The following is a 26,262-nucleotide window of genomic DNA, read 5'->3' as shown; positions in this document are numbered from 1 at the left end:
CCCCTACGCCCCCCACCCCTCCCCAGACAACCGCACCTCAAAGCGCTCATAAGCGGCATAATCACGAAAGTGCCGCGCATACAGGTCGGCGTCCTGTGTCAGGTCCTCGTCGAGTACCGCGCTCACGTCCACCACGCGTTTCAGGCTCCAGGACACCGTTTCGCCCCGGTCATTGAGGTAGCTGGTCTCCCGGGAACGGGCCCTGCGCTCGGCCCGCTTACGGGCGTCCGCCTCGTCCGTCGCGTATACGAGGACCACGCTCTCCTCGTACAGCGGATCGCTGCCGCCCGTGCCCGGCGACTCCATCAGCACGACCGCGATGTGTGGCCGTAGCCCCCTGGCCGGGCCGCCTTTCCGTACAGCGTCGGTCGCCAAAGCGCACTCCGCCTCCTCTGCCGCCGGCCGGCCGCGCGCGACGGCCCAGCGGCGCGGCGGTACGGACTCCGTCCGCACCCGTTCGGCCGGTTGGAGGACCTTGGGGTTCAGCATCGGAGTCAGCTTTCGCTGCCGGATGCGGAGGGGGACATCCTTGCGTGCCTGGTCACGCCGCGGTCTCCCGCACACCCCGCCGCCCCTGCCCCGGCGGGCACACCCGGCCCCCTGCCAATCGTGAGCGCCATCCCGTTCGGCATGACCGTTCCTTCCCGGGCGACGGTTACGCACCGCAACCGGCCTCGCAGCCGGCGCAATCATCTTCACCCGTTCCGGGGGTTACCGCATGTCGACGCGTCCGGCGATCTACGGATGGGAAGGTGCCGCGCCCGCGCCGCTTACCGAGAGTCACCTATACAGGGACAGCCCCGGCATCCCGGCATCCTTCAGAGCCGCACAGCCTTCCGCGGCTGCTCCATCGCCCCCGCCAACAGCCCCTGCAGCGAAGCGAATTCGTCCACGCAGCGCCCTGTCCCGTTGACCACGCAGTCCAGCGGGTCGTCGGCGACCACCACCGGTACGCCCGTCTCCTGGCGCAGCCGCTGGCTCAGGCCGCGCAGGAGTGCGCCGCCGCCGGTGAGCGCGATGCCGTGCTCGATGATGTCGCCGGAGAGCTCGGGCGGGCACTCGTCGAGGGTGCGGTGCACGGCCTGGACGATGGCGTCCACCGGTTCGGCGAGCGCGGAGCGGATCTCCTCCTCGGTGATCTCCTGGATGCGCGGCAGGCCGCTGACGTGGTCGCGGCCGCGCACGGTGTAGGACGTGCGGCGCTCGGGCTCGCCCTCCTCGTCCACGTCGACCGGCGTCCAGGCCGCGGAGCCGATCGCGATCTTGATGTCTTCGGCGGTGCGCTCGCCGATCGCCAGGGAGTGCTTCTTCTTGACGTACGACATGATCGCCGCGTCCAGCGCGTCGCCCGCGACCCGTACCGACTGGGCGGTGACGATGCCGCCCAGCGAGACGACGGCCACCTCGGTCGTGCCGCCGCCGATGTCCACCACCATGCAGCCGACCGGCTCGGCGACCGGCAGCCCGGCCCCGATCGCCGCCGCCATCGGCTCCTCGATCAGGTGCACCTCACGGGCGCCGGCGCTGCGCGCCGAGTCGATGACGGCCCGACGCTCGACGCCGGTGATGCCGGAGGGCACGCAGATCACGACGCGCGGCCTGGAGAAGCGGCGGGTGGGCAGCGCCTTCTTCATCAGGGCGCGCAGCATCTGCTCGGCCGCGTCGAAGTCGGCGATCACGCCTTCCTGGAGGGGACGCATCGCGGTGATGCCGGACGGCGTACGGCCGATGGTGCGCTTGGCCTCCGACCCGACGGCGATCACCTCGCCGGACGCGTTGACGGCGACGACGGACGGCTCGTTCAGGACGACGCCCTTGCCGCGTGAGTAGACCAGGGTGTTGGCCGTGCCCAGGTCGATGCCTATGTCGTACGTACCGGACGAAGTGCTGGACGCCATGGGAGGTTCGCTTGCTCTCTCTCGACTGGACGACAGGGCCCCGCAGGCGGCGCCCCCGAACATCGCGCCCCCGGGCGGCACGCGTGGCTCGCGGAGCAGGTGGCACGGGAGACCCACCGGACTCGTCAAGCTCGCCAATGGCGCCATTTGCGGGCAATTATCAAGACTACAGGCGCCGCCGAACGGTTCCGGGTGGCGCGTTTCAGCTCGGCGGGGACGACGGGAGCCGTACGGACCGGGAGGCCGGGGCGGAGGTCCCCCGCGCCGCTCGGTTCCTGCCGCCCGGTCCCCGTGACAGCGCCTCGGCGAGGTCGTCCAGCGCGTCCAGCAGCAGTTCGGCGCCGCGCAGCGCGACCCCGCGGGTCTCGGACCGGGCCTCCCACTGCTCCCATACGGAGCGCAGCGCGCTCCAGTCCAGGCTGCTCCGCTCCCGTACGGCCTCGACCGCGCGCGGCAGCGACTCGCGCAGTTCCTCCGTGAAGGCGTGTGCGCCCGGTGAAGGCTCCGCCTCCTTGTCGGGGAGGTGGGCCTCCAGAATCATCGTCACCCGGCCCATCGTGGACAGCGCGGACTGCGCGGACGCCGCCGCGCTCAGCGACAGCCCTCGGTGGCGCACCGGTTCCTTCTCCGCGCGGGATTCGCTCTCCTCCCAGGCGGCGCGGGCCGCGCGGGCGTCCAGGAGGGCTTCGCGCACCTGGCGGGGGCGGCGTTCGGCGGGCCGTGCGTAACTGTCGAACACGGCGATGGCGTACCGGCCGTTCGCCTCCAGCCACTGGGCCAGCCGTTCGCGCAGCCGTGGCGTCTCCCAGGCGGGGAAGATCGCGTACGACAGCATCGCCAGGAGGCCGCCGACGAGGGTGAGGACGACGCGTTCCTGGACGGTCTGTTCCCAGCCGGCGCCCGCGATGCCGAGCAGGAAGACGACGTAGGCGGCGACGCATGCCGAGGTCACCGACACTCCCGTACGCATCAGCAGGTACATCGCCAGGACGCACACGACGGCCAGCGCCGCGCTCACGTACAGGTTCGGGTGGGTGAGGCCCATGATCGTGCCGCCCACCGCGACCCCGACGAGGGTGCCGATGAAGCGGGCGACGCCGCGCGCGTATGTCTGCCCGAAATCGGGCCGCATCACCATCACCGAGGCGAGCGGCGCCCAGTAGCCGTGCCCGAAGGGCAGCGCCTGGCCGATGAGGTAGCCGGCGGCGGCCACCGCGCTGACCCGCAGCGCGTGCCGGAAGATACGGGAGGACCAGCGCAGCTCACGGCGTACGGAGCGCAGCGCCACCGGCACCAGCTTCGGCACGCTCGGGCGCAGCAGGTGCCCGCGTTCCGCCTCGGTGGTGGGCCGGGTGGCCTGGACGGGTTCGTCGGTGAACTCGACGGCGTCGGCGAGCAGCGAGATCAGCCGCAGCGCGGAGCGGCGGGCGGCGCCGGTCAGCCGCGGCCCGTCGCCGTCCTGCGGCATTTCGAGGGTGGCCATCGCCTCGGGCGGCAGCCGTACGGGTTTGCCGCGCCGGATGGCGGTCGCGACGGCGTCCAGTACGGTGCCGGCCGCGCCGAGCAGTTCCCGCGCCCGGTCCCGTTCGGGGCCTTCGACGGGCGCGCCGACGACCGGGTCGGCGAGCGAGGCCAGGACCGGCCTGACCTGTTCGGCCAGCGCCCGCGGGCCGTGCAGCTGGACCGGGCGGCGCTTGGCCTGACGCGGGGTCACCGCGGAGGCGAGGCGCGCGTTCATCAGCGGCTGCGGGTCGAAGGGGGCGACCGGGTCGTGCCGCAGCCGGCGCGCGTAGTCCGCCTCCGCGGCGAGCGCGTCGGCGAGCGCGTCGCGCTGCACGCCCCAGGGCCGTACGGGGAAGAGCACGATGAGCGCGGCCTGGACGAGTCCGCCGAACGCGATGAGCGCCGCGTGTTCCAGCGCACCGAGGACGGAGGTCGGCAGCGTGACGGTGACGAGCATGACCGAGACGGTCTGCGTGCCGACCAGCCCGGAGACCGGTCCGACCGACCAGGCCAGGCCCGACAGGAAGGTCCACAGGGTGAGCAGCACCAGGAAGCCGACGATGTGCGCGGCGGCCAGGTAGCCGAGGAAGGTGGAAACCGAGAGGCCGCCCGCGACGGCGAGGGCCAGGACGGGGCGCGGGCGCCAGCTGCGCTGGAAGGTGGCGATGCCGGCGGCGAACGCGCCGAAGGCCGACGAGACCGCGAGGGCGGGGCTGCCGAGGTAGAGGCACAGCCCGATGACGATGGCGACGCCGACCGAGCCGCGGATCGCGATGAGCGGGGTGAGCTTGGCCTTTTCGATGGTCAGCCCGGAGCGGGCGGTCTTCATCAGCGCTCGCGACCAGGTCATGTGTCCGAGAATACGGATTCGGGGACGGCGAACCGGAATGATCGGCGCCGGTTCCCTGGCGGGTCGCGGGCCGCGTCCCGGACCGGATCCCGCGCTTTGGCCCGGCCCGTTCGCGGGCAGGCATGGGCTGCCCCGCGTCGTACGCCGCCGCCTCGCCCACGGTGATTCGCCGTGAAAATCACGGTAAAGCCCGTTTCCGCTGCGGGTAAACCGCCCAGGTCAGCGGCGGATCGGCCGGTGCGGACGGGTTTTCGCGGGCAACGCAACCTGCCGTGACGGGAAACCCCGGACCCGGCCGCGCCCTCTTGCTCACCAGTCGATACCCCCGGCCCGCTCAGCAAGGAGAAGGTCCCGTGCGCAAAGCCCTGCTCACCCCCGTGGTCGTGGTGACCACCCTGGCCGCCCTCGCCGCCACCGCCGGCTGCGGCTCGGGCGGCTCCGACGAGAACGGGCCGGTGCGATTCGGCAACGCGACGGGCTCCGGCTCGGACGGCGCCACGCGGCCGGGCAAGGGAGCGCTCGCCCAGATGCCCACCCACCCCATCAGCTTCAAGGAGCAGCGCAAGGTCGGCGGCGCCGGCGACGGCACCCCGATCGGCATGGCCACGTATCACGGCCCGAAATCCGGGTTCACCGGCAAGGTGTGGGTGTGGGCGCCGCCGGAGTACTACGAGAAGAAGAACGCGAACAAGGGGTTCCCGGTCCTGATGGCGCTGCCCGGCGCCGAGGGCTACCCCGTCAACTACTGGATCGGCGGCGACCTCAAGCTGGAGGAGAACATCGCGCAGTGGTCGAAGGAGGGCAAGAGCCTGCCCTTCATCGTCGTGATGCCGGTGCTCAACCCCAACGCCAAGCAGTACTACGACGCCAGCGACATCCCCGGCCAGCCGAAGATGGGCACCTGGCTGAACGAGGACGTGCCCGACTTCGTCCGGCAGAACTTCCGTACGCTCAAGGGCCGCGACGGCTGGGCGATCATGGGTTCGTCGTCCGGCGGTTTCGCCGCGCTGAAGAATGTTCTTCAGCACCCGCAGACCTTCAAAGCAGCCATACCGAGCGGTCCCGACATCGTCCCCGACTCCCCGCTGTGGCGCGGACACGCCAAGGAGGAGCGGGAGAACAACCCCGAGGTCCTGGCCCAGCGACTGATCAACAAGGGCGGGCCCGAGGTCTACCTCGCCTTCCAGGACGGCACCAAGGAGTCGACGATCGTGCCGAAGGTCAAGAACTTCATCGCGCGGTACGGCCGCGGCCCGGTCAAGACGCGGCTGCAGATGGTGACCGGCGGCATGCACGGCGCCGACACCTATGTGAAGGGCATGGGCGAAGGCACGATGCAGTGGGTCAGCGCGCACATGCAGGGGCCGGCGGAGTAATCCTGCCTCTCCCCCGCGCCGTCCACCGCATCGGGTCCCCTCCTCCTCGTCCCGTGCCTCACACCGAGCAGGAGACGTCCAGCAATTCGATGGGCCGCGTGGCGTCCAGGTCCACGTACGCGGTGAAGTGCTGCTTGCGGTTGCCGCTCCAGTACGTGGTGATCGTCGCCCAGCCGACCCTTGCGGACTGCGCGGTGGTGACCTTGCCGACGGTGATGTTGCGCGGCGTGTTCTGGGCGCACAGCAGCAGGTCGTAGTCGGGTGTCTCGGCGGCCTTCTTCTTGAGCTCGGCCGAGACCTGGTGCTCGCGCTGCCAGGCGCTCGGGCCGTGCTTTCCGTAGAAGGAGACCAGGAAGCGGCGGATCTCCTCGGCGGTGTAGCGGCCGTTCGGATCGGTACGCAGGTCCGCCCTGGACGGTTGTATGGACGTGCTCTGGGTGGCGGCGGCAGCCGGAACGGCGGACGCGGCGGTCAGGGTGAGGCCGAGAGCGACGGCGGTCGCGGTGGCAACGACGGTGGCGGTGGTGCGCGAAGCATGACGGAGCATGAGATGTCCTCGACTTCCGACTTCTGTTCTTTGTGCGCATTGCCGGTCTTCACCGTCTGAGACAACCGGGGCCGCCCCATGGTTGCCTGGCGCCGCTGCACGCCACCCAAGTGGCCCAACGGCCCCGCCGCCCGCGAGCGCGACGGCGGATTTCCGCCGGTTCCGGACGGCCGCGGGCGCTTGGCTGGCGCCATGACACAGCACGACGCGAGCACACCCCCGTACGCGTACGAAGACGACAGCGCCCGTACCCGCGCCGTACTGGAGCGGTTCTACGAGGCGGAGCGCGCCTACGTCGCGGCGGGCGGCCCCGGCCGGGCGGATTTCTCCGCCCTCGCCGCCTGCCTGGCCCCGGACATCGTCCTCCACCAGTCCCCCGGCCTGCCGTACGCCGGCGCATGGCGCGGCCCGGCGGGCATGGAGCGGTTCATGGCCGTGATGGGCAGGCTCTGGCAGGCGATGGAATTCCTGGAGCAGCGGCAGCTGGTGGTCGGTGAAGAGGTCGTCGTCACCAGCCGGGTACGGTTCACGGCCCGCGCCACGGGGCGTGTCCTGACCACCACGATCGTGCAGCTGATGACCGTACGGGACGGCCGTATCCGCGAGGTCCGGCCGTTCTACTGGGACCCGGCGGCGGTGGCGGAGACCTGTGGCCAGGAGGCGGTCAGGGAAGTCTGCGGCCTTGAGGCGGAGCCCTTCGGCCCGGGGACCGGTCACCCGGCCTGACCGGCACTCCGCCCTTCCCCCTCCGCACCGCCTCTTACGACACGATGTCCTTCCGCCCGAACCCGCGGAACGCCAGCGCGAACAGCACCAGCGCATACGCCACCGACACCGCCGCTCCCTGGATCATGCCCGTGGCGTCCAGCTGGGGCTGCAAGGCGTCGGCCCACGCGAACTGCCAGTGGGCCGGGAGGAGGTCGCGCCACTGGTCCAGGGCGGTGACCTGGTCGAGCACGTTGCCGACGATGGTCAGGCCGACCGCGCCGCCGACCGCGCCCAGCGGCGCGTCCGTCACCGTCGACAGCCAGAAGGCGAGCGCCGCGGTGACCAGCTGGCTGACGAAGATGTACGCGACGGCCAGGGCGAGGCGGGGCAGCGCGTCGCCCGCCGCCAGCGCGCCGCCGGTGGGCAGTTGCAGCGGCCCCCACCCGTACGCGGCAGTGCCGACGGCGAGCGCGACCAGCGGCAACAGCACCATGGCCGCCGCGCTGAAGAGCAGTGCGACGGTGAGCTTGCTCAGCAGCAGCCGGGTGCGTGGAACCGGCGCCGCCAGCAGGTACCGCAGCGAGGACCAGCTCGCCTCCGACGCGATCGTGTCCCCGCAGAACAGCGCCACCGGCACGACCAGCAGGAAACCGGCCGAGACGAACAGCACGGTCGCGGTGAAGTTGGCGCCGGACACGGTGGCGGTGTCCATCAGCGTGATGCGGTTGTTCCGGCCGCCCGGCTCGCCGCCGATCGCGAAGGCCGCGACCAGGACGAACGGCAGCAGCGCCAGGATCGCCGCGATGACGAACGTCCGGCGCCGCTTGAGCTGCCGCAGCGCTTCGACGCGCAGCGGCAGGGTGCGGTGCGGGCGGTAGCCGGGGGCGTGCGGCGCGCCGGGTACGGACGCGCCCGCGGGGCCGCCGGGCAGCGGGGACTGCCCGTCGGTGCCGGGCTTGGTGACGGCGGTCACCGGTCACCTCCGATCATGGTGAGGAAGGCGTCCTCAAGGCGCCGGTGCGGGCCGATGCGGGCGACCGGGATCTCCAGCCGCAGCAGTTGCGGCAGCAGCTCGGGGACGCTCGTCGTGCCGTCCAGCGTGATGAGCAGGCCCTCGTCGGCCCGGTCGGCGGCGGCCACCCCGGGCAGCGCGGCCACCTTCTCCAGGAGGACGTCGGACAGCGGCGTTCCGTCCGCGACGCCGACGAGCACGGTGTCGCCGGTGCCGACGATCTCGGCGACCGGGCCCGCCTGCACGAGCCGGCCGCGGTCCATGACGACCAGATGCGTGCAGGTCTGTTCGACCTCGGCCAGCAGATGGCTGGAGACGATCACCGTACGGCCGCCGGCCGCGTACCGGATCATCACGTCGCGCATCTCGCGGATCTGCGGCGGGTCGAGTCCGTTGGTCGGCTCGTCCAGGATGAGCAGGTCCGGCAGGCCGAGCATGGCCTGCGCGATGGCCAGACGCTGCCGCATGCCCTGCGAGTACGTGCGGACGGCGCGCTCCAGCGCGTCGCCCAGCCCGGCGATCTCCAGGGCCTCCTCGACGTGCGCGTCCTCGGCCGGGCGGCCGGTGGCCCGCCAGTACAGGTCGAGGTTGGCGCGTCCCGACAGGTGCGGCAGGAAACCGGCGCCCTCCACGAACGCGCCGACCCGCGACAGCACCGGCGCGCCCGGCCGGATCGCGTGCCCGAACACGCGGATCTCACCGGCGTCCGGCCCGATCAGGCCCATCAGCATGCGCAGGGTGGTGGTCTTGCCCGCGCCGTTCGGGCCGAGCAGGCCGAGCACCTGGCCCTTCTCGACGCGGAAGGAGAGGTCCTGTACGGCGTAGCGGTCGGCGGACTTGGCGTACCGCTTGGTCAGGCCGGTGATCTGCAGCGGCACGTCCGCCAGGTCCGGGTCGGGGGCGTGGGCCGCGGACCGCCGCCTGCCGACGAGCAGCAGGAGGACGGCGATGACCGCACCGGCGGCGGGCAGCGCCCACGTCCACGCGGGCAGCGGCGCCGCGGCGCTCTTGACCTCGCGCGCGGTCGGCACGTTCAGCACGCCGTCGCCGTCCAGGGAGGCGGTGTACGTGGCAGGCTCGGCGGGCGAGGCGTACGCGAGGTCCGTCGAGGAGAGGACCAGGCGCAGCCGGTGGCCCGCCGCGAACTCGTGGTCGATGGCGGGCAGCCGCAGTTCGAGGCTCTTGCCCGCCTTGGCGCCGGTGATGCGGTACGGCTCGGCGAGTCCCGCGGGCAGCACCGGGCGGCTGTTGCCGTTCGGCCCGATGTCGTAGACCTTGGCGAAGATCACCGCTTCGTCGGTGGTGGCGCGGAGGCGTACGCGGGCCATCGGCGCGCCGGTGACGCGCAGCGGTTCGGCGAGCGGCCGCGACTGGAAACCGGCGTACTGGCCCGGGGAGTCGAGGGAGAATCCGGCGCCCATGCCGGACAGGCTGTTGAGGGCGCCGACGCCGGGCACCGTGGAGATGGACGGCGGGCTCGCCCCGGCCGGATTGCTGAAGCGCTGTTCGCGGCCGGTCAGCCGGATCGGGCGGGGGTCGTTGGCCAGGCCCGGGTAGCCGTCGGCGCTCGCGCCGCGCAGCCGGGCGGCGCCGTTGGTGGAGTCCACGGCCCCGCCGCGGCTGACGCGGAAGGCGGGCCCGGTGTCCGCGTTCGCGTCGCCCTTCAGGTAGTGGTCGAACCATGCCTTCGTACGGTTCGCGACACGGCCGGACTCCCGGTCGCCGCCGTCGTGTCCGCCCGCGAGCCAGTCGACGGATACCGGAGCGCCGTTCTTGCGGAGCGCCTTGTACAGGGCGTCGGCCTGGCCGAGCGGGAACAGCGAATCGGTTCTGCCTTGCATGATGAGCGTCGGAACCTTGATCCGGTCCGCGACGGCGACGGGGCTGCGGGCTTCGAGGAGTGCGCGGGCGGCGGCGTCGGGCCTGCCGGAGACGGCGATCCGCTCGTACATCTCGCAGAGCTGCGGCTCGAACCGGCCGCAGCCGTCGGCGGCGTTCCGGGCAGCGGACCCGGCGGATTCGGCGGCGCCGCCCGCCTCGCCTCCGGACGCGGACCTCCCGCTGCCGCCGGTGCCCGCCCCACTGCCGCCGGTCCCCTCCTGCATACCGCCACCGCCGGCGGTGCCGTTCCCGGTGCCGCCGTCGGCGCCGACGGAACCGACCGACCCGGTGGAGAAGAACATGCCGGCCCACAGCTTCTTGAAGACGCCGTTGGGGAACAGCGCGTCGGCCAGGTTCCAGTACGTGATCTGCGGGGCGATGGCGTCCACCCGCTTGTCGTACCCGGCCGCCAGCAGCGCGATCGCGCCACCGTACGAGGCTCCGGCGACACCGACCCGCGGATCGCCCTTGCCGTCGAGCCGTACCTCGGGCCGCGTGGCCAGCCAGTCGATCAGCCGGCGCACGTCGGACACCTCACGGTCCGGGTCGTTGAGCCCGATCTTCCCGGTCGATTTCCCGAAACCGCGCGCCGACCAGGTCAGTACGGCGTACCCGTCGCGCGCCAGCTGCTCGGCCTGCTCGCGTACGGATTCCTTGCTGCCGCCGAAACCGTGTCCCAGGAGGACGGCGGGCCGGGGGCCGGTTCCGCCCGCGGTGAAGAAAGACGCGTCGATCCGGACCGAGCCGCCCGCAGCCGCCTTCTCGCCCCCGGACCCGCCGTCGGTGCTCTCGGGCATGGTGAACGCCCGGTCCTCCCGGTGCACGGCGGGCGGATCGTCCGCGGCGACCGCCGCCCATGTGCCTGACCCGGCGAGCACGGCCAGCACGGCCACCGTCGCGTACAGCCGCCGTCCGCGGAGTCGGAAAGTCATACGGTGAATCCTAAGGACGCCATACGGCGGGCCACCGGGCCGCCGGGGCGAACCGGCGCACCTCCCTGGGCAGTACGGGCGCCGCCGCACATACCGCGCCCGCAGTACACGCAACGCGCCCGTGCGCCCCGTGGCCCTCTGTACACCGCACAAACCCGCCGCTACAAAAGACGATGTGGGGTGGGCCGATTCGGCCCCGGGGAGGCGCCATGCGCAGGATCGCCATCGTCGGCGCGGGCCAGGCGGGACTGCATCTCGCCCTGGCGCTTCTGGCCGCGGACTACGACGTCACGTTGCTCACCGACCGTACGGCACAGCAGGTCCGCGCGGGGCGGGTGATGTCGTCACAGATGATGTTCGGCCCGGCGCGCCGCCTGGAGCGGGCCGCCGGACTCAACCTCTGGGACGCCACCGCACCCGGCGCGACCTCGCTGCGGGTCACGGTGTGGGACCCGCCCGGCAAGTCCGCGCTGACGTTCACCGGGCGCTTCGACGAACCGCCGCACTCCGTCGACCAGCGGGTGAAGATGGCCGGCTGGCTCGGTCTGTACGAGGCCAGGGGCGGCCGCGTCCGGTACGGCCCGGTCTCCTCCGACACGCTCCCCGCGCTCGCCGCCGGCCACGACCTGACGATCGTCGCCTCCGGCCGCGGCGACCTCACCCGGCTCTTCGCGCGCAACCCGCTGTACTGCCCCTTCGACCGCCCGCAGCGCACCGTCGCCTGCGTCTACGTGCGCGGCGTCGCGGCGCCCGCCGACCACCCGGACCCGCAGGTGCGGACGAATGTGGTGGCCGGGGCGGGCGAGGTGTTCGTCATGCCGGCGCTGACGACGGGCGGGCCGTGCCACATCGTGCTGTTCGAGGCGCTGCCCGGCGGGCCGTTCGACTGCTGGCACGACCAGCCGTCGCCGGGCGGCTGCGTGGCCCGGGCGCTCGATCTGCTGCGTACGCACGCGCCGGGCGAGTACGAGCTGTGCAAGGACGCCGTGCCCACCGACGCGGGCGCGACGCTGTACGGCGCGATCACGCCGACGGTCCGGCATCCGGTGGCCGAGGTCGCGCCGGGCACGTACGTCCTGGGGATGGCCGACACGGTCGTCATCAACGACCCGATCACCGGCCAGGGCTCGAACAACGCCGCCCGCAGCGCGGCCGCCTATCTGGGCGCGATCCTGGAGCGGGGCGGCGCGCCCTTCGACCCGGAGTGGATGCGCGCGGCCTTCGCCGCGTTCTGGCGGCATGCCCGGCAGGTCACCGAATTCACCAACCTGATGCTGGAACCGCCGCCGCAGCACATCCACCGCCTGCTGGCGGCCGCCGCCGAACACCCCGCCGTGGCGCACCGCTTCGTCAACGGCTATGCCGATCCGGCGGATTACCACGGCTGGCTGATGACGGCGGCCGACGCGGACGCCTATCTGTCCACCGCCGGCAGCTGACGGCGCCGCCACCCGCCTCGTACGGGCGGCTCGTGTCCGGTCGGGGGCCGGACACCGGCCTCCTCAGTTCCTGCCGCTCGGCTCCAGCGCCAGAGTGAAACGTTTCTTGTCCTTACGCGTCGCACCGAACCGGTCGTAGAAGCGGATCGCTCCGGCGTTCCAGTCGGGCGTGTTCCACTGCATCTCCGCCACGCCCAGCGCTTTGCCCTCGGCGATGACCGCCTCGACGAGCAGGGCGCCCAGCCCGAGGCCGCGGTGCTCGGCACGCAGGTAGAGGCAGTCCAGGTGCAGGTATTCCCGGCCCTGCCAGGTGTCGAAGGCCGTGGCGCAGGTGGCGTATCCGGCCAGTTCGCCGCCGGACAGTTCGGCGACCAGGCAGCGCAGCCACGGCTGGCGCGTGCCGAAGAGCGCCTCCGCGAGCCGGTCCTCCAGGTCGGCGGCGGGCGGCGCGGCCCGCTCGTACGCGGCGTGCTCCGCGGCGAGCGCGGCCACCTCCGCCAGATCCGTACGCACCGCGTGGCGGATGACCGGTGCCGTGGTCATGGCGCACCCGCCACGGCACCGAGCATCTTCACGGCCCCCGTGGGCTGTTGTTCATCATTCATACGCAGCATCATGCGCCATCCGGCCCGAACGGTTCCCCGGTATGACGACGGGTTTTCCGGGACCACCGGGAACGGTGCGCCGCCGGAGGTCCCGCCGCCCGGCGGCCCGTCCGCTCGCGCGGGCCGCCGGGAGCCGCCGGTGTCAGTGGTTGCTGGGGAAGCCCAGGTTGATACCGCCGTCGGAAGGGTCGGGCCAACGTGTGGTGACGACCTTGCCGCGGGTGTAGAAGTGGATGCCGTCGTTGCCGTAGATGTGGTGGTCGCCGAAGAGCGAGTCCTTCCAGCCGCCGAAGGAGTGGTAGCCCACCGGCACCGGGATCGGCACGTTCACGCCGACCATGCCCGCCTCGACCTCCAGCTGGAAGCGGCGGGCCGCGCCGCCGTCCCGGGTGAAGATGGCGGTGCCGTTGCCCCACGGCGAGGAGTTCATCAGCGAGATCGCCTCGTCGTACGTCTCCACGCGGACGACGGACAGCACCGGGCCGAAGATCTCGTCGCGGTAGGCGTCCATCCCCGGCGTGACGTTGTCGAGCAGCGAGACGCCGATCCAGTGGCCGTTCTCGTGGCCGGGGACGGTGAAGCCCGTACCGTCGATCACCACGTCGGCGCCCTGGGCCGCGGCGCCGGCCACGTAGGAGGCGACCTTGTCGCGGTGCGCCTTGGTGATGAGCGGGCCCATCTCGGATGACGGGTCGTCGCCGGGACCGATGGTCAGCGCCGCGGCCCGCTCCTTGATCTTCCCGATCAGCGGGTCGGCGGTGTCGCCGACGGCCACCACGACGGAGATCGCCATGCAGCGCTCGCCCGCCGAGCCGTACGCGGCGTTGATCGCGGAGTCCGCCGCCAGGTCGAGGTCGGCGTCCGGCAGCACCAGCATGTGGTTCTTGGCGCCGCCGAGGGCCTGGACGCGCTTGCCGTTGGCCGTGCCCGTGGTGTGGATGTAGCGGGCGATGGGGGTGGAGCCGACGAAGGAGACCGCGGCGATGTCCGGGTGCTCCAGGATGCGGTCCACCGCGACCTTGTCGCCGTTGACAATGTTCAGCACGCCGTCCGGCAGGCCCGCCTCGGCCGCCAGCTCGGCGAGCTTCAGGGCGGCGGACGGCACCTTCTCGCTGGGCTTGAGGACGAAGGTGTTGCCGCAGGCGACGGCCAGCGGGAACATCCACATCGGCACCATCGCCGGGAAGTTGAACGGCGTGATGCCGGCGACCACACCGAGGGACTGGCGGATGGCGGCCACGTCCACGCGGGTGGAGACCTGCGTGGACAGCTCGCCCTTGAGCTGCTGCGGGATGCCGCAGGCCAGCTCGACGATCTCCAGGCCGCGGGCGACCTCGCCCAGCGCGTCGCTGTGCACCTTGCCGTGCTCGGCGGTGATCAGCGCGGCCAGCTCCTCGCGGTGCGCGTCGATCAGCTCGCGGTAGGCGAACAGTACGGCCGTGCGCTTGGCCAGCGAGCTGCTGCCCCAGGTGCGGTACGCCTCCTTGGCGGCGGCCACGGCGGCGTCCACCTCGTCCACGGAGGCGAAGGCGACCCGCTTCTCCTGGGCGCCGGTCGCGGGGTTGTAGACCGGCCCGAAGGAGCCGGAGAGACCCTCGACGGGCTTGCCGCCGATCCAGTGGTTGATGGTCTTCATGCGGGGGCCTTTCTCGGGGAGGACGGTGAGCGGAGGGCTGGTCAGGAGGCGGTTCGGGCGGTCGGCCGGCTGCGGGCCGTCGGTTGTGACGTGAGGTGTCAGAGGTGGCGGCGGCGCTCGGCGGCGTGCCGGTCGTACTCCTTGCGGGCCTCGACCGCCGCCGGACGCGTCGCCGTCTCGGCCACGGGAACATCCCACCAGGCTTGGGCGCCGGGCGCGCCCGGCACAGTGTCGGCCGTTGCGGTCTCGACATAGACACATGTGGGGCGCTCGTCGGCGCGGGCCGCCGCGAGCGCGGCGCGCAGTTCGCCGACGGTCGCGGCGCGGATGACGTGCATGCCGAGGGACGCGGCGTTGGCGGCGAGGTCCACGGGCAGCGGGTCGCCCGTATACGTGCCGTCGGCGGCGCGGTAGCGGTACGCCGTGCCGAAGCGCTCGCCGCCGGTCTGCTCGGAGAGGCCGCCGATGGAGGCGTAGCCGTGGTTCTGGAGCAGCACCACATTGATGTTGATGCCTTCCTGGACCGCGGTGACGATCTCGGTGGGCATCATCAGGTACGTGCCGTCACCGACCAGGGCCCATACGGGACGGTCCGGCGCGGCCAGGCGGACGCCGATGGCGGCGGGGATTTCGTAGCCCATGCAGGAGTAGCCGTACTCCAGGTGGTACTGGCGGCGGGAGCGGGCCCGCCAGAGTTTGTGCAGGTCGCCGGGGAGCGAGCCGGCCGCGTTGATGATCACGTCCTGCTCGCCGACGGTGGCGTCCAGCGCACCGAGGACCTGGGTCTGGGAGGGGCGTACGGAGTCGTCGGGCGCGGCGTAGGCGGCATCGACGAGGGATTCCCAGCGGGTCTTGGCGGCGGCGTACTCCTCCTCGTAGGCCGGTGCGACGCGGTGTCCGGACAGGGCCTCGGTAAGCGCTTGCAGTCCGGCGCGGGCGTCGGCGACGAGCGAGGTGGCGGCGAGCTTGTGGGCGTCGAAGGAGGCGATGTTCAGGTTGACGAAGCGGATGCCGGGGGCGGCGAAGAGGGTGGCGGAGGCGGTGGTGAAGTCCGTGTAGCGGGTGCCGACGCCGAGGACGAGGTCGGCGCGGCGGGCCAGCGCGTCGGCCGTGGCCGTGCCGGTGTGGCCGATGCCGCCCACGTCGGCCGGATGGTCGTGGCGCAGTGAACCCTTGCCGGCCTGGGTGGAGGCGACGGGGATGCCGGTGGCGTCGGCGAGGGCGCGCAGCGCGTCCTCGGCCCCGCTGTGGTGGACGCCGCCGCCCGCGATGATCAGTGGCCGCTCGGCGGCCCGTACCGCCCGTACGGCCTCGGCGAGCGCGGCGGCGTCGGGCGCCGGACGGGGCACCCGCCACACCCGGTCGGCGAAGAACTCCTCGGGCCAGTCGTACGCCTCCGCCTGGACGTCCTGCGGCAGGGCGAGCGTGACGGCGCCGGTCTCCACGGAGTCGGCGAGCACCCGCATGGCCTGGAGGGCGGCCGGGATCAGCGCTTCGGGGCGGGTGATCCGGTCGAAGTAGCGGGAGACCGGGCGCAGGGCGTCGTTGACCGACACGTCCCCGGCATACGGGACTTCGAGCTGCTGGAGCACGGGGTCGGCGGGGCGGGTGGCGAAGGTGTCGCCGGGCAGGAGCAGCACCGGGAGGCGGTTGACCGTGGCCAGGGCGGCGCCGGTGACGAGGTTGGTGGCGCCGGGGCCGATGGAGGTCGTGACGGCGTGTGCGGACAGGCGGTCGCACTGCCGGGCGTAACCGACGGCGGCGTGCACCATGGCCTGCTCGTTGCGGCCCTGGAGGTAGGGCATCGTGTCCGCGCCCGACTCCAGGAGGGCCTGGCCGATGCCGGCCACATTGCCGTGCCCGAAGATGCCCCAGCAGGCGTTGATCAGGCGGTGCCGGACGGGCGCGCCATCCTGGCCGCCGGGGGCCGCGGCGCCGTCCCGCTCCGTGTACTGGTGGGCCAGGAACTCGACCAGGGCCTGCGCCACGGTGCGGCGTCGAGTGGTCATCGTGGGTCTCCCGCGGGGGCTTCGTAGAGGGGCAGACGGGGGTCCACGGGCTGGTCGGGCCAAGTGCCGCGGATCCAGCCGTGGTCGGGGTGGTCGCAGATCAGCCAGGCGCGCTCCTCGCCCGGCCCCGCCATCACGTTGAGGTAGTACATGGCGTGTCCCGGCGCGGCGACGGACGGGCCGTGCCAGCCGTCGGGGATCAGGACGGCGTCGCCGCTGCGGACCTCGGCGAGCACGTCCGTGCCGCGGCCGTTGCCGGACGGCGACACGCGCTGGTAGCCGAGTCCTTCGGTGCCGTGCGCGGAGGCGATCTCGAAGTAGTAGATCTCCTCCAGCTCGCTCTCCTCACCGGGCCGGCACTCGTCGTGTTTATGAGGCGGATACGAGGACCAGTTGCCGCCGGGCGTGAGCACTTCGACGGCGATGAGCTTGTCGCACTCGAAGACGCCGGCCGCGCCGAAGTTGTTGACCTGGCGCGAGCAGGAGCCCGTACCGCGCAGTTCGACGGGCACCTCGCTCGCGGGGCCGTAGCGGGCGGGCAGCCGGCGCGTGCAGCGGGCACCGGTCAGCGCGAACCGGCCGCCGGCCGCGCTGCTGATCTCCACCTCGGCGTCTCTCGGTACGTACGCGAAATCCGTGACCCCGCTGAACACGTCCTTGCGTCCGGCCAGTTCGAAGGGTGTGCCGTCGTCGGCGGTGACCGTACAGCCGCCGTTCAGCGGCAGCACGATCCACTCGCTGTCGCCGGTTGCGAAGGTGTGGCTCCCGCCGGGTGGCAGCCGCAGCACGCGCAGGGACGAATAGCCCCAGCCCGCCGTCTCCGGCGCGATGGCCAGTTCGTACGGCCCGTCGGCCGCCGCACCGGCCTTGAGGTGGAAGTCGGTGGTGTTCCTCAGCTCGTTCGTCATGCCCGTAAGTCTCCTCCTGACCACTGACAGTCACCGCTGGAGCAGTGACACGGCCGTGTCCACGGCCGCCGTCACGTCCCCGTCGGCGGGATAGAGCAGCGACCGGCCCGCCACCAATCCCTGTACGGTCGGCAGCCGCAGCGCCTTGCGCCACTTCTCGTACGCCGCCTCCTGGTCGGCCGCCGTGCCCTTGATGTCGCCGCCGAGCAGCACCGTCGGCAGCGTCGAGGTCTCGCAGACCTGCGCCATGGCGTCGGGGTCGTCGGTCACCGGCAGCTTCAGCCAGGTGTAGGCGGAGGTGCCGCCCAGCCCGGAGGCGATGGCCACGGATGTGGTGACGGCCTCCGCGCTCAGGTCGTTGACGACCTTTCCGTCCACCCGGCGCGAGAGGAACGGCTCCACGAAGGTGGGCAGTTCCCGCTCCGCCATGGCGTCGATGGCACGCGCCGTGGACTCCAGGGTGGCCAGCGAGCCGGGGTCCTCGTAGTCGATACGGAGCAGCAGTTTGCCGGCGTCGAAGCGGAGCCGGGCGATGTCCTGCGGGCGGTGGCCGGTGAACCGGTCGTCCATCTCGAAGGAGGCACCGGCGATGCCGCCCCGGTTCATCGAGCCCATGACGACCTTGCCTTCGAGGGCGCCGAGCAGAAGCAGGTCCTCCAGGATGTCGGCGGTGGCGAGCACGCCGTCCACGCCGGGGCGCGACAGTGCCAGGCACAGCCGTTCCAGCAGGTCGACGCGGTTGGCCATGGCCAGCGTGCGGTCGCCGACGGCGAGCGCGCCGCGTGCCGGGTGGTCGGCCGCGACGATCATCAGGCGGCCGCTGTCGCCGATCAGGGGGCGGCGGGTACGGCGCGCCGCGGCCTGTGCGACGGCTTCCGGGTGCCGGGCCCGCAGCGTCACGATGTCGGAGATCCGAGTGGTCAAGGCGGTTCTCACCTTCTGGTGGGACGGGTTCGTACGGGCGCCGCCGGGCGGGGCGCCCGGTCGGGCACTCGGCGGGCGGGGCGGGCGCGCGGTGGCACCGGCGCGAATTTCTCCGGTGGCACCGGGGTGGGCGTACGGCGGTCCGTACCCGGCACTCAGCGCGCGGCGAGGAATTCCTCGACCTCGTCGCGCGTCGGCATGGCGGACGAACAGGCCAGCCGCGAGGCGACGATCGCGCCGGCGGCGTTGGCGTACCGCATCATCGGCTCCAGCTCCCACCCGGACAGCAGCCCGTGACAGAGCGCTCCCCCGAAAGCGTCACCGGCGCCCAGGCCGTTGACGACCTCTACGGGGGTGGGCGGCACCTCGGCGGTGCGGCCGTCGCGGTGCACGGCCAGAACGCCCTTCGGCCCCTGCTTGATGACGGCCAGTTCGACGCCCATGTCGAGCAGCGCCTGCGCGCATCGCTTCGGTTCGCGGACGCCGGTGGCGACCTCGGCCTCGTCGATGTTGCCGACGGCGACGGTCGCGTGCGCGAGCGCGGCCTCGTAGTACGGGCGGGCCGCGGCCATCGCGGCGGCCCCGGTGACACCGCCGTCACCGGACGCGCCGCCTTCGCCGCCCCAGAACATCGGCCGCCAGTCCAGATCGAAGACGGTGATGCCCGATTTGGCGCGGGCCTCCAACGCGGCGAGAGTGGCGCCGCGGCTGGGTTCTTCGCACAGGCCGGTGCCGGTCATCCAGAAGATGCGGGCGGCCCGTACGGCGTCGCGGTCCAGTTCCTCGGGATGGATGACCAGGTCGGGGGCCTTGGGGCGGCGGTAGAAGTAGAGCGGGAAGTCGTCCGGCGGGAAGATCTCGCAGAAGGTGACGGGTGTCGGGTAGTCCTCAACGGGCGTCACCCAGCGGTCGTCCACCCCGAAGTCGCGCAGCGCCTCGTGGACGTAGTCGCCGAACGGATCGCGGCCGGTGCGGCTGATGACGGCGGTGCGCCGGCCCAGCCGGGCGGCGGCGACCGCGACGTTGGCGGCCGAGCCGCCGAGGAACTTCCCGAACGTCTCGACCCGGGACAGCGGAACGCCGGTCTGCAGCGGATAGATGTCCACGCCGATACGACCGAGGGTGATCAGGTCGTACGGGCCGGCCAAATGACCGGACATTACGGCCTCGTCGGCCCGTCCCATTTCTCCGGCCTGCCGCGGCTCGCTCATGTGCGCCCCTTCGGTTCGTCGCTGACCACAGGTCTAACCGGGCTTCCGAGGCACTGTCAATACTTTGTCCTTACATTCTGACGTTGAAAGCAGCTCGGCAACACCACGCCCCACGGCCACCCCCACGCACCCTTCCGCCCTACTCCCCAGTTACAAAGTCCTTAAGTCCTTATGTCAGGACGAAGTCTTGACACTCTCCTGACCGGGATGGAGGCTGTGCCCCACAACCCAGCCCCGCGCCTTCCCGGTCACCGTCGACCGGCGAAAGGAGAGCCGCAGCATGTCCGTTCCCCATGCCGTCCCGCGCGTCCTCGACCGCCTGCGCATCGGATCGGCCCCCGACTCCTGGGGAGTCTGGTTCCCCGACGATGACCAGCAGGTCCCGTGGCGGCGTTTCCTCGACGAGGTCGCCAAGGCCCAGTACGAGTGGATCGAACTCGGCCCGTACGGCTACCTGCCCACCGACCCCGCCGTCCTCCACGCGGAGCTCGGCCAACGCGACCTGAAGGTCTCGGCCGGCACCGTCTTCACCTCGCTGCACCACGGACCGGACGTATGGGACAAGACCTGGGCGCACGTCAGCGAGGTCGCCACCCTCACCCGGGCGATGAACGCCAAGCACCTCGTGGTCATCCCCTCCTTCTGGCGCGACGACAAGACCGCCGCGGAACTGGAGCCGCGCGAGCTGACCACCGAGCAGTGGCACCACCTGAACAGCGGCATGGAACGGCTGGGCAAGCAGGTACGCGAGGAGTTCGGCCTCGACATCGTCGTGCACCCGCACGCCGACACCCACATCGACACCGAGGAACACGTCGAGCGCTTCCTCGACGGGACCGACGCGTCCCTGGTCAACCTGTGCCTGGACACCGGGCACTACGCGTACTGCGGCGGCGACAACGTCAAGCTCATCAAGACCTACGGCGAACGGATCGGCTACCTCCACCTCAAGCAGGTCGACCCGGACATCCTCGCCGACGTCGTCGCGAAGGGCACGCCCTTCGGGCCCGCGGTCCGGCAGGGCGTGATGTGCGAGCCGCCGCTCGGCGTGCCCGCGCTGCCGCCCGTCCTGGAGGCCGCCCAGGAACTGGACGTGGACCTCTTCGCCATCGTCGAGCAGGACATGTACCCCTGCCCCGCCGACCAGCCCCTGCCGATCGCCCGGCGCACCCGCCGCTTCCTGCGCTCCTGCGGCGCCTGAGAACATCCCGTACGGAGCAAGGAGTTCTGCCACATGAGCCAGTACGCAACGCTCGGCGTCGCGGTCATCGGCACCGGCCGCATGGGCGCCGACCACGTGCGCCGCCTCAACGACGTCATCAGCGGCGCGCGGGTGGCGGCCGTCGTCGACATCGACGCGGACCGGGCCAAACGCGTCGCCGACGGCATCGAGGGCTGCACACCCCACACCGACCCGGCCGCCGCCATGGCGGACCCGAGCGTCGACGCCGTGCTGATCGCCTCGCCGGGCGCGGCCCACGAGGACGCCCTGCTCGCCGCGTTCGCGCGCGACCTTCCGGTGCTGTGCGAGAAACCGCTTACTCCCGATCCGGCCTCCGCGCTGCGCGTCCTGGAGGCCGAACAGCGGCTGGGGCGCCGCCGGGTGCAGGTCGGCTTCATGCGCCGGTACGACGCCGACTACCTCAAGCTCAAGGCCCTGCTCGACCAGGGCGCGTACGGCCGCCCCCTGATGCTGCACAACAAGCACCGCAACGCCGACACGCCGCCCGGCTTCACCAACGCCATGATGATCCACGACTCGGTCGTCCACGAGATCGACGTGACGCGCTGGCTGCTGGACGAGGAGATCACCGCCGTACGCGTACTGCGCCCGGCCCCCACCGGCCACGCGCCCGAGGGCCTGAGCGACCCACAGCTGATCCTCTTCGAGACCGCGGCCGGGCAGATCGTGGACACGGAGCTGTTCGTCAACTGCGGCTTCGGCTACCAGGTCGGCTGCGAGGCCGTCTGCGAAGGCGGCACCGCCCGGATCGGCGACGACCACGGCGTGTTCGTCAACGCGGCCGGCAAGTGGGGCGGCTCGATCACCCCGGGCTTCGTGGAGCGCTTCGAGGAGGCGTACGACCGGCAGGTGCAGCGCTGGGTGGACGCCACGCGACGCGGCGAGGTCGAGGGCCCGAGCTGCTGGGACGGCTACGCGGCGGCCGCGGTGTGCGAAGCGGGCGTACGGGCCCAGGCCACCGGCGAGCGCGTCGAGGTCGAGCTGGTGGAGCGGCCCGCGCTGTACCGCTGAAGCCACGGCGGACTTTTTTCTGAATCCGCGGTGGCTGGGGCTGCTGCCGCGGGTGTGTTCCGATGCCTGTCAGGGCCGGTGCGCTGTGCCGCGTGGTGGCTGGTGTGACGGCTCTTGTTCCGGCTTGCCTTCCTGCGGGCGCGCCGCGCTGCCTTCCTGCCGTCGCGCCGTGCTGCGTTACGGCCGGTGTGCTGCCTTGCGACATGGCTGGTGTCCGGGCTGCCGTTCGGCCGGTTTGCGCCAGGGCGCCGGTCGTGTTCCGGCCCTCGTTGCGGGCCCGCCCTGCGGGCCGTGCCCTCACTCGAACGATCTCCCCTCGACAAGTCCTCCCCGACAAGTCCCCCTCGGCAGGTCCCCTTCGAAAGGTCTCCCCCTCGTGAAGATCGCTCTCGACCCGTACATGTTCCGCGACGTACCGCTGCTCGAACTCCCCGCCCTGGTGGCCGAGCTGGGTTACGAGTGGATCGAGCTGTCACCACGCGACGACGTGAACCCGTTCTTCCTGCACCCGCGCATCGACGACGCCACCGTCCGCAGGTTCCGCAGGGAGCTGTCCGCGGCGGGCGTCGGCATCTCCTCCGTACTCCCCCTGTACAAGTGGTCCTCCCCGGACGAGGACGAGCGGCAGGCCGCCGTCCGCTACTGGAAGCGCGCCATCCAGATCACCGCCGACCTCGGGGTGAACGCCATGAACTCGGAGTTCAACGGGCGTCCGGAGAAGGCGGACCGCAGCGAGGGCCAGTTCTGGCGGTCGCTGGAGGAACTGCTGCCGCTCTTCGAGCGCGAGGGCATCACGCTCGCGCTCGAACCGCATCCGGACGACTTCATCGAGGACGGGCACACCGCCGTCGACCTGATCCGCGGCATCAACTCACCGCTGGTGTCCTTCCTGTACTGCGCGCCGCACACCTTCCACCAGGGCAACGACGCCCCGGGCATCCTCAGGCGCGCCGGCGGGCTGACCACCGCGGTCCACCTCGCCGACACCTTCGACCACACCGCCTCCTCCGGCCTGCGCTACATCGTCAACCCTCCCGGCTCGGCCGTACGCATCCACCAGCACCTGGACATCGGGCAGGGCGAGGTGGACTTCGACGAGCTCTTCCGCGAACTGGCCGCCAACGGCTTCGACGGCACTCTCGTCTCGTCCGTGTTCGCATGGGAGGAGCGCGCGAAGGAGTCGGCCCGCTTCATGCGCGAGCAGATCGACGCGTACGTCAAGAAGAACTGGAGCCGATGACGATGGCCGCACCGAGCAGATCGGCGACTTCCGCGGACGGGGCGGGCGAGTCGGGCGGACCCGACGCCACGCGATCGGCCGCGGAAGGCAACGCAAATGTCCGTACATCTACATCCGGCGCCCACGCCGTTTCCTCACCGCCTTCCGCCTCCTTGTCCCCCTCCCCCGGCCGGAACGCCAGACGCTTCATCCTCGCCATCGCCGCCATCGCCGCGCTCGGCGGAGCGCTGTTCGGCTACGACACCGGGGTCGTCTCCGGTGCGCTCCCCTACATGGAGCGGCACTTCGGCCTCACCTCGCTCGGCGAGGGCGTCATCACCAGCGCCCTGCTGATCGGCGCGGCCTTCGGGTCACTGGCCGGCGGGCGGATGTCGGACGTGCTGGGCCGGCGCAACTCGCTGCTGTGGGCGGGCGCGGTGTTCATCGGTGGCGCCCTGGCGGTGGCGCTCGCGCCCACCGTCCCCTTCATGGTCGTGGCGCGCTTCGCCCTGGGCCTGGCGGTGGGCAGCGCCTCGGTGATCACGCCGTTGTACCTCTCGGAGATAGCACCGCCGCACATCCGCGGCCGGCTGGTCTCCTTCAACTCGCTGATGATCGTCAGCGGCCAGCTGCTGGCGTACCTCATCAACGCCGTCCTCGCGCAGTGGGAAGCCTGGCGCTGGATGCTCGGCCTGGCGGCGCTGCCCGCGGTCGCCCTGTTCGTCGGGCTCTTCTTCCTGCCCGACACACCGCGCTGGTACATCAGCAAGGGCTGTACGGAACAGGCCGCGCACGTGCTGCGGCGCACGCTGCCCGCCGACGAGGTCGACGGGGAGCTGAGCCGTATCAACCAGGCGCGTGCACTGGAGGCCGCGGCGCAGCGCGGCGCCTGGCAGGAACTGCGTACTCCTTGGGTACGGCGCATTCTCCTCATCGGTGTCGGGCTGGCGATCGTCCAGCAGATCACCGGCGTCAACGCCGTCATCTACTTCGCGCCCAAGATCCTGCAATCCACGGGCCTGGGCACCAACGCAGCGATCACCGCCACCATCGCGGTGGGCGCCATCTCCGTCATCGCGACCGCGATCGGAATGTCGCTGATCGACAAGGTCGGACGACGACCGATGCTGCTCACCGGCCTTTCCGGGATGACCGTCTCACTGGCCTTGCTGGGCGCTTCCTTCCATCTCCCGAAGTCCACCGGCGTCAGCTACCTCGTCCTCGCCCTGATGGTCCTCTACATGGGCTTCATGCAGGCCACCTTGAACACGGGCGTCTGGCTGCTGCTTGCAGAAATGTTTCCGCTCAAGGTGCGCGGCCTGGCCATGGGCGCCGCGGTGTTCGTGATGTGGCTGGTCAACTTCACCGTGGCGCTGGTCTTCCCGGTCCTCCTCGACGCGGCGGGCGCCAGTGCCACGTTCTGGACCTTCGGCGTGATGTGCGTACTGTCCCTGCTCTTCTGCAAGCGCTACGCCCCGGAGACCAAGGGGATGGCCCTGGAGGACCTGGAACACGAACTGCGGAAGACGGCCGCGGGAGCGGAAGCTTGAAGCCTGAAGGCGGCTGGCGGCTGGCGGCTGGCGGCTGGCGGGCCCTACCCGCTCTCGCACCCCCGCACCCCCTACCCCCGCCCTCTCTCCTCCCACCTCTTTCGCCTTCCTCACTCCGTGACAGAGATGCCCCGAACGTCACAGCTGTCACCATTACGCGGGTCTTCCGTCACAGCCGATCAACAGCCCCTCGCCCTTGCTCACTCAGAGTCGTTCACCGGGCACAGGCTGAGTGATCACCAGACCGCGCGCAGTTCTTCCATCGGCTCTCCGGCCGTCGCTGCGGGCGGCTGAGGGAGGTGCAAAACCTATGACCGACCGCAGGCTCTGGTCGTACAAGGAGATCGCCGCACACATCAGGGTCCAGCCGGACACCGTGCGCTCCTACCGCAAGCACGGACTCCTGCCGCAACCTGACCTGGTGGAAGGCGGAAGACCGTACTGGTTCGCCGACACCATCCGCACCTGGGTCGCCCGGCGCCCCGGCCACGGCGGGCGCCGCGACAAGGACTGACACCACCTCCTACCGGGCCCCGTGCAGCCGGTGCGCGGGGCCTCCGCAACCGCCACCCGACCGCTTAGGCTCGATGCATGCCACCGATACCCGCCCCGGCCACGCCCCACCGCATCGCCGTGATCGGCGGTGGCGCAATCGGCGGATTCGTGGCGACGCTCGCCCACCGGGCCGGACACGACGTCACCCTGTGCCTGCGCACTCCGCTGAACCGGCTCACACTCGAAACGGACGGTGAAGTCCTCGACGCCGCCGTACGCTTCGCCACCGATCCGGAAACGGCCGGGCCCGCCGACTGGGTCTTCCTGACCACCAAGGCGCAGGACACCGCCGGCACCTCCGGCTGGCTGCACCGGCTCTGCAACCCCGGCACCGTCGTCGTCGCGCTCCAGAACGGCATCGACCACACCGAACGCATCGCCCCGCACGCCCCCGACGGTACGAACATCCTGCCCGCGGTCATCTACGCGTCGGCCGAGTGCACCGCGCCCGGCCACGTCCGGCACTACGCGGGCAACGAGATCCACGTCCCCGACGGCCCGACGGCCGCCCGCCTCGCCGATCTCTTCAGCACAGACCGCCTCAAGGTCATAGCGGTGCCGGATTTCACGACGACCGCTTGGCGGAAGCTGTTCACCAACCTCGCCGCCAACCCGCTCACCGCCCTCCTCCAGCAGCGCATGGGCATCTTCGCCGATCCCGGTATGGCCGCCCTCACCCGCGACATCCTGCGCGAAGCCGCCGCCGTGGCACGGGCCGAGGGCGCGGACGTTCGCGACGCCGACATCGACCGCGTACTGGAAATGTACGGACTGGTCCCGCCGGACGGCGGCTCGTCGATGCTCTACGACCGCCTGGCCGGCCGTCCTCTGGAGCACGAACACATCACGGGTGCGGTGGTACGCGCCGGTGAACGCCACGGAATTCCCACGCCGCTCAACGGCATGCTCCTCACCCTCCTGCGCGCCGTCGACCGCGACATCCGTGCCGGCAAGGACGCAGACACCGCCCGGCTCACCAACCCGTAGGCCCAAGCCGAAGGCCAACCCCAACCGCACAAGACCAAGCCCGGGTACATACGCCACGGGCTCGCAACGACACGCCTCCAGCCGCCTACGTACCCACCCGTCTCCGGCCTACCCTGCCAACGAGTATTGACATCCATACGTCCTGACATACAGTCTGCGGCGAGGCCAGGGAGCGTCGCTGTCGCCGCGCCGCGTCCTCGGAGCGATGTGACAGCGCCTCGCGCGCGCCCGCCCGTCGCACAGACGCCGAAACGTTCC

Annotated in this window: 21 protein-coding genes; 9 read left to right on the top strand and 12 right to left on the bottom strand. The window is 71.6% G+C overall.

Annotation, left to right across the window (positions count from 1 at the left end):
• Positions 1 to 3: 3 nt before the first annotated feature.
• From ADK86_RS41135 to ADK86_RS20705, 3 genes are all read right to left on the bottom strand, one after another.
• Positions 4 to 489 carry a DUF4288 domain-containing protein gene (locus ADK86_RS41135; protein WP_053697900.1) on the bottom strand — a complete coding sequence of 162 codons (486 nt, stop codon included), beginning with the start codon at positions 487 to 489 and terminating at the stop codon, positions 4 to 6.
• A 329-nt stretch (positions 490 to 818) separates the two neighbouring features.
• On the bottom strand, positions 819 to 1,898 hold the full coding sequence (locus tag ADK86_RS20710) for a rod shape-determining protein (protein WP_053697899.1): 1,080 nt from the start codon (positions 1,896 to 1,898) through the stop codon (positions 819 to 821).
• 202 nt (positions 1,899 to 2,100) lie between these two features.
• On the bottom strand, positions 2,101 to 4,251 hold the full coding sequence (locus ADK86_RS20705; protein ID WP_053697898.1) for an FUSC family protein: 2,151 nt from the start codon (positions 4,249 to 4,251) through the stop codon (positions 2,101 to 2,103).
• Between the two features lie 353 nt (positions 4,252 to 4,604).
• On the opposite strand from ADK86_RS20705, the gene ADK86_RS20700 reads away from it, so the two are divergent.
• On the top strand, positions 4,605 to 5,627 hold the full coding sequence (locus ADK86_RS20700; RefSeq protein WP_053697897.1) for an alpha/beta hydrolase: 1,023 nt from the start codon (positions 4,605 to 4,607) through the stop codon (positions 5,625 to 5,627).
• A gap of 58 nt (positions 5,628 to 5,685) precedes the next feature.
• On the opposite strand, the gene ADK86_RS20695 is transcribed toward ADK86_RS20700, so the two are convergent.
• On the bottom strand, positions 5,686 to 6,174 hold the full coding sequence (locus tag ADK86_RS20695; protein ID WP_053697896.1) for a hypothetical protein: 489 nt from the start codon (positions 6,172 to 6,174) through the stop codon (positions 5,686 to 5,688).
• A gap of 192 nt (positions 6,175 to 6,366) precedes the next feature.
• Between ADK86_RS20695 and ADK86_RS20690 the strand changes: the two genes are divergently transcribed.
• Positions 6,367 to 6,900, top strand: coding sequence for a nuclear transport factor 2 family protein (locus ADK86_RS20690; protein WP_053697895.1), 534 nt, complete (start codon positions 6,367 to 6,369; stop codon positions 6,898 to 6,900).
• 34 nt (positions 6,901 to 6,934) lie between these two features.
• Here ADK86_RS20690 and ADK86_RS20685 read toward each other — a convergent pair whose 3' ends face one another.
• Positions 6,935 to 7,813: an ABC transporter permease gene (locus ADK86_RS20685; RefSeq protein ID WP_053697901.1), complete on the bottom strand. Its 879-nt coding sequence runs from the start codon at positions 7,811 to 7,813 to the stop codon at positions 6,935 to 6,937.
• Positions 7,814 to 7,851: 38 nt separating this feature from the next.
• Positions 7,852 to 10,707: an alpha/beta fold hydrolase gene (locus ADK86_RS20680; RefSeq protein ID WP_053697894.1), complete on the bottom strand. Its 2,856-nt coding sequence runs from the start codon at positions 10,705 to 10,707 to the stop codon at positions 7,852 to 7,854.
• Positions 10,708 to 10,916: 209 nt separating this feature from the next.
• On the opposite strand from ADK86_RS20680, the gene ADK86_RS20675 reads away from it, so the two are divergent.
• On the top strand, positions 10,917 to 12,146 hold the full coding sequence (locus tag ADK86_RS20675) for a styrene monooxygenase/indole monooxygenase family protein (protein WP_053697893.1): 1,230 nt from the start codon (positions 10,917 to 10,919) through the stop codon (positions 12,144 to 12,146).
• Between the two features lie 63 nt (positions 12,147 to 12,209).
• On the opposite strand, the gene ADK86_RS20670 is transcribed toward ADK86_RS20675, so the two are convergent.
• The 6 genes from ADK86_RS20670 to iolC form a co-directional block, all read right to left on the bottom strand.
• A complete protein-coding gene (locus ADK86_RS20670; RefSeq protein WP_053697892.1) occupies positions 12,210 to 12,689 on the bottom strand; it encodes a GNAT family N-acetyltransferase in 480 nt (159 codons plus the stop codon).
• Positions 12,690 to 12,893: 204 nt separating this feature from the next.
• Complete coding sequence (locus ADK86_RS20665) at positions 12,894 to 14,387, bottom strand: CoA-acylating methylmalonate-semialdehyde dehydrogenase (RefSeq protein ID WP_053697891.1); 1,494 nt, start codon at positions 14,385 to 14,387, stop codon at positions 12,894 to 12,896.
• Between the two features lie 98 nt (positions 14,388 to 14,485).
• Positions 14,486 to 16,396 carry a 3D-(3,5/4)-trihydroxycyclohexane-1,2-dione acylhydrolase (decyclizing) gene (gene iolD / locus ADK86_RS20660; protein WP_053697890.1) on the bottom strand — a complete coding sequence of 637 codons (1,911 nt, stop codon included), beginning with the start codon at positions 16,394 to 16,396 and terminating at the stop codon, positions 14,486 to 14,488.
• A complete protein-coding gene (gene iolB / locus ADK86_RS20655; protein ID WP_053697889.1) occupies positions 16,393 to 17,304 on the bottom strand; it encodes a 5-deoxy-glucuronate isomerase in 912 nt (303 codons plus the stop codon). The genes iolD and iolB overlap by 4 nt, the downstream gene beginning before the upstream one ends.
• Before the next feature lie 30 nt (positions 17,305 to 17,334).
• Entirely contained in the window at positions 17,335 to 18,228 is an 894-nt protein-coding gene (locus tag ADK86_RS20650; RefSeq protein ID WP_053697888.1) for a Cgl0159 family (beta/alpha)8-fold protein, read from the bottom strand.
• 155 nt (positions 18,229 to 18,383) lie between these two features.
• Positions 18,384 to 19,412, bottom strand: coding sequence for a 5-dehydro-2-deoxygluconokinase (iolC, locus tag ADK86_RS20645; RefSeq protein ID WP_053697887.1), 1,029 nt, complete (start codon positions 19,410 to 19,412; stop codon positions 18,384 to 18,386).
• A 307-nt stretch (positions 19,413 to 19,719) separates the two neighbouring features.
• On the opposite strand from iolC, the gene ADK86_RS20640 reads away from it, so the two are divergent.
• The 6 genes from ADK86_RS20640 (at position 19,720) to ADK86_RS20615 (ending at position 26,004) form a co-directional block, all read left to right on the top strand.
• A complete protein-coding gene (locus tag ADK86_RS20640; RefSeq protein ID WP_053697886.1) occupies positions 19,720 to 20,640 on the top strand; it encodes a sugar phosphate isomerase/epimerase family protein in 921 nt (306 codons plus the stop codon).
• 33 nt (positions 20,641 to 20,673) lie between these two features.
• On the top strand, positions 20,674 to 21,693 hold the full coding sequence (locus tag ADK86_RS20635) for a Gfo/Idh/MocA family protein (protein WP_030644146.1): 1,020 nt from the start codon (positions 20,674 to 20,676) through the stop codon (positions 21,691 to 21,693).
• Between the two features lie 376 nt (positions 21,694 to 22,069).
• Positions 22,070 to 22,933, top strand: a complete 864-nt coding sequence (locus tag ADK86_RS20630; RefSeq protein WP_053697885.1) for a sugar phosphate isomerase/epimerase family protein — start codon at positions 22,070 to 22,072, stop codon at positions 22,931 to 22,933.
• A 152-nt stretch (positions 22,934 to 23,085) separates the two neighbouring features.
• Positions 23,086 to 24,462, top strand: coding sequence for a sugar porter family MFS transporter (locus ADK86_RS20625; protein WP_053697884.1), 1,377 nt, complete (start codon positions 23,086 to 23,088; stop codon positions 24,460 to 24,462).
• Positions 24,463 to 24,772: 310 nt separating this feature from the next.
• Positions 24,773 to 24,976 (top strand): helix-turn-helix transcriptional regulator, encoded by a 204-nt coding sequence (locus ADK86_RS20620; RefSeq protein WP_053697883.1) that lies wholly within the window; start codon positions 24,773 to 24,775, stop codon positions 24,974 to 24,976.
• A 77-nt stretch (positions 24,977 to 25,053) separates the two neighbouring features.
• On the top strand, positions 25,054 to 26,004 hold the full coding sequence (locus tag ADK86_RS20615; protein WP_053697882.1) for a 2-dehydropantoate 2-reductase: 951 nt from the start codon (positions 25,054 to 25,056) through the stop codon (positions 26,002 to 26,004).
• Positions 26,005 to 26,262 lie beyond the last annotated feature (258 nt).

Source organism: Streptomyces sp. NRRL F-5755, assembly GCF_001279365.1.
Taxonomy (GTDB): Bacteria; Actinomycetota; Actinomycetes; order Streptomycetales; family Streptomycetaceae; genus Streptomyces; species Streptomyces rimosus.
The sequence above is the reverse complement of the archived record's forward strand: the minus strand, read 5'-3'. Positions and strand labels throughout refer to the sequence as shown.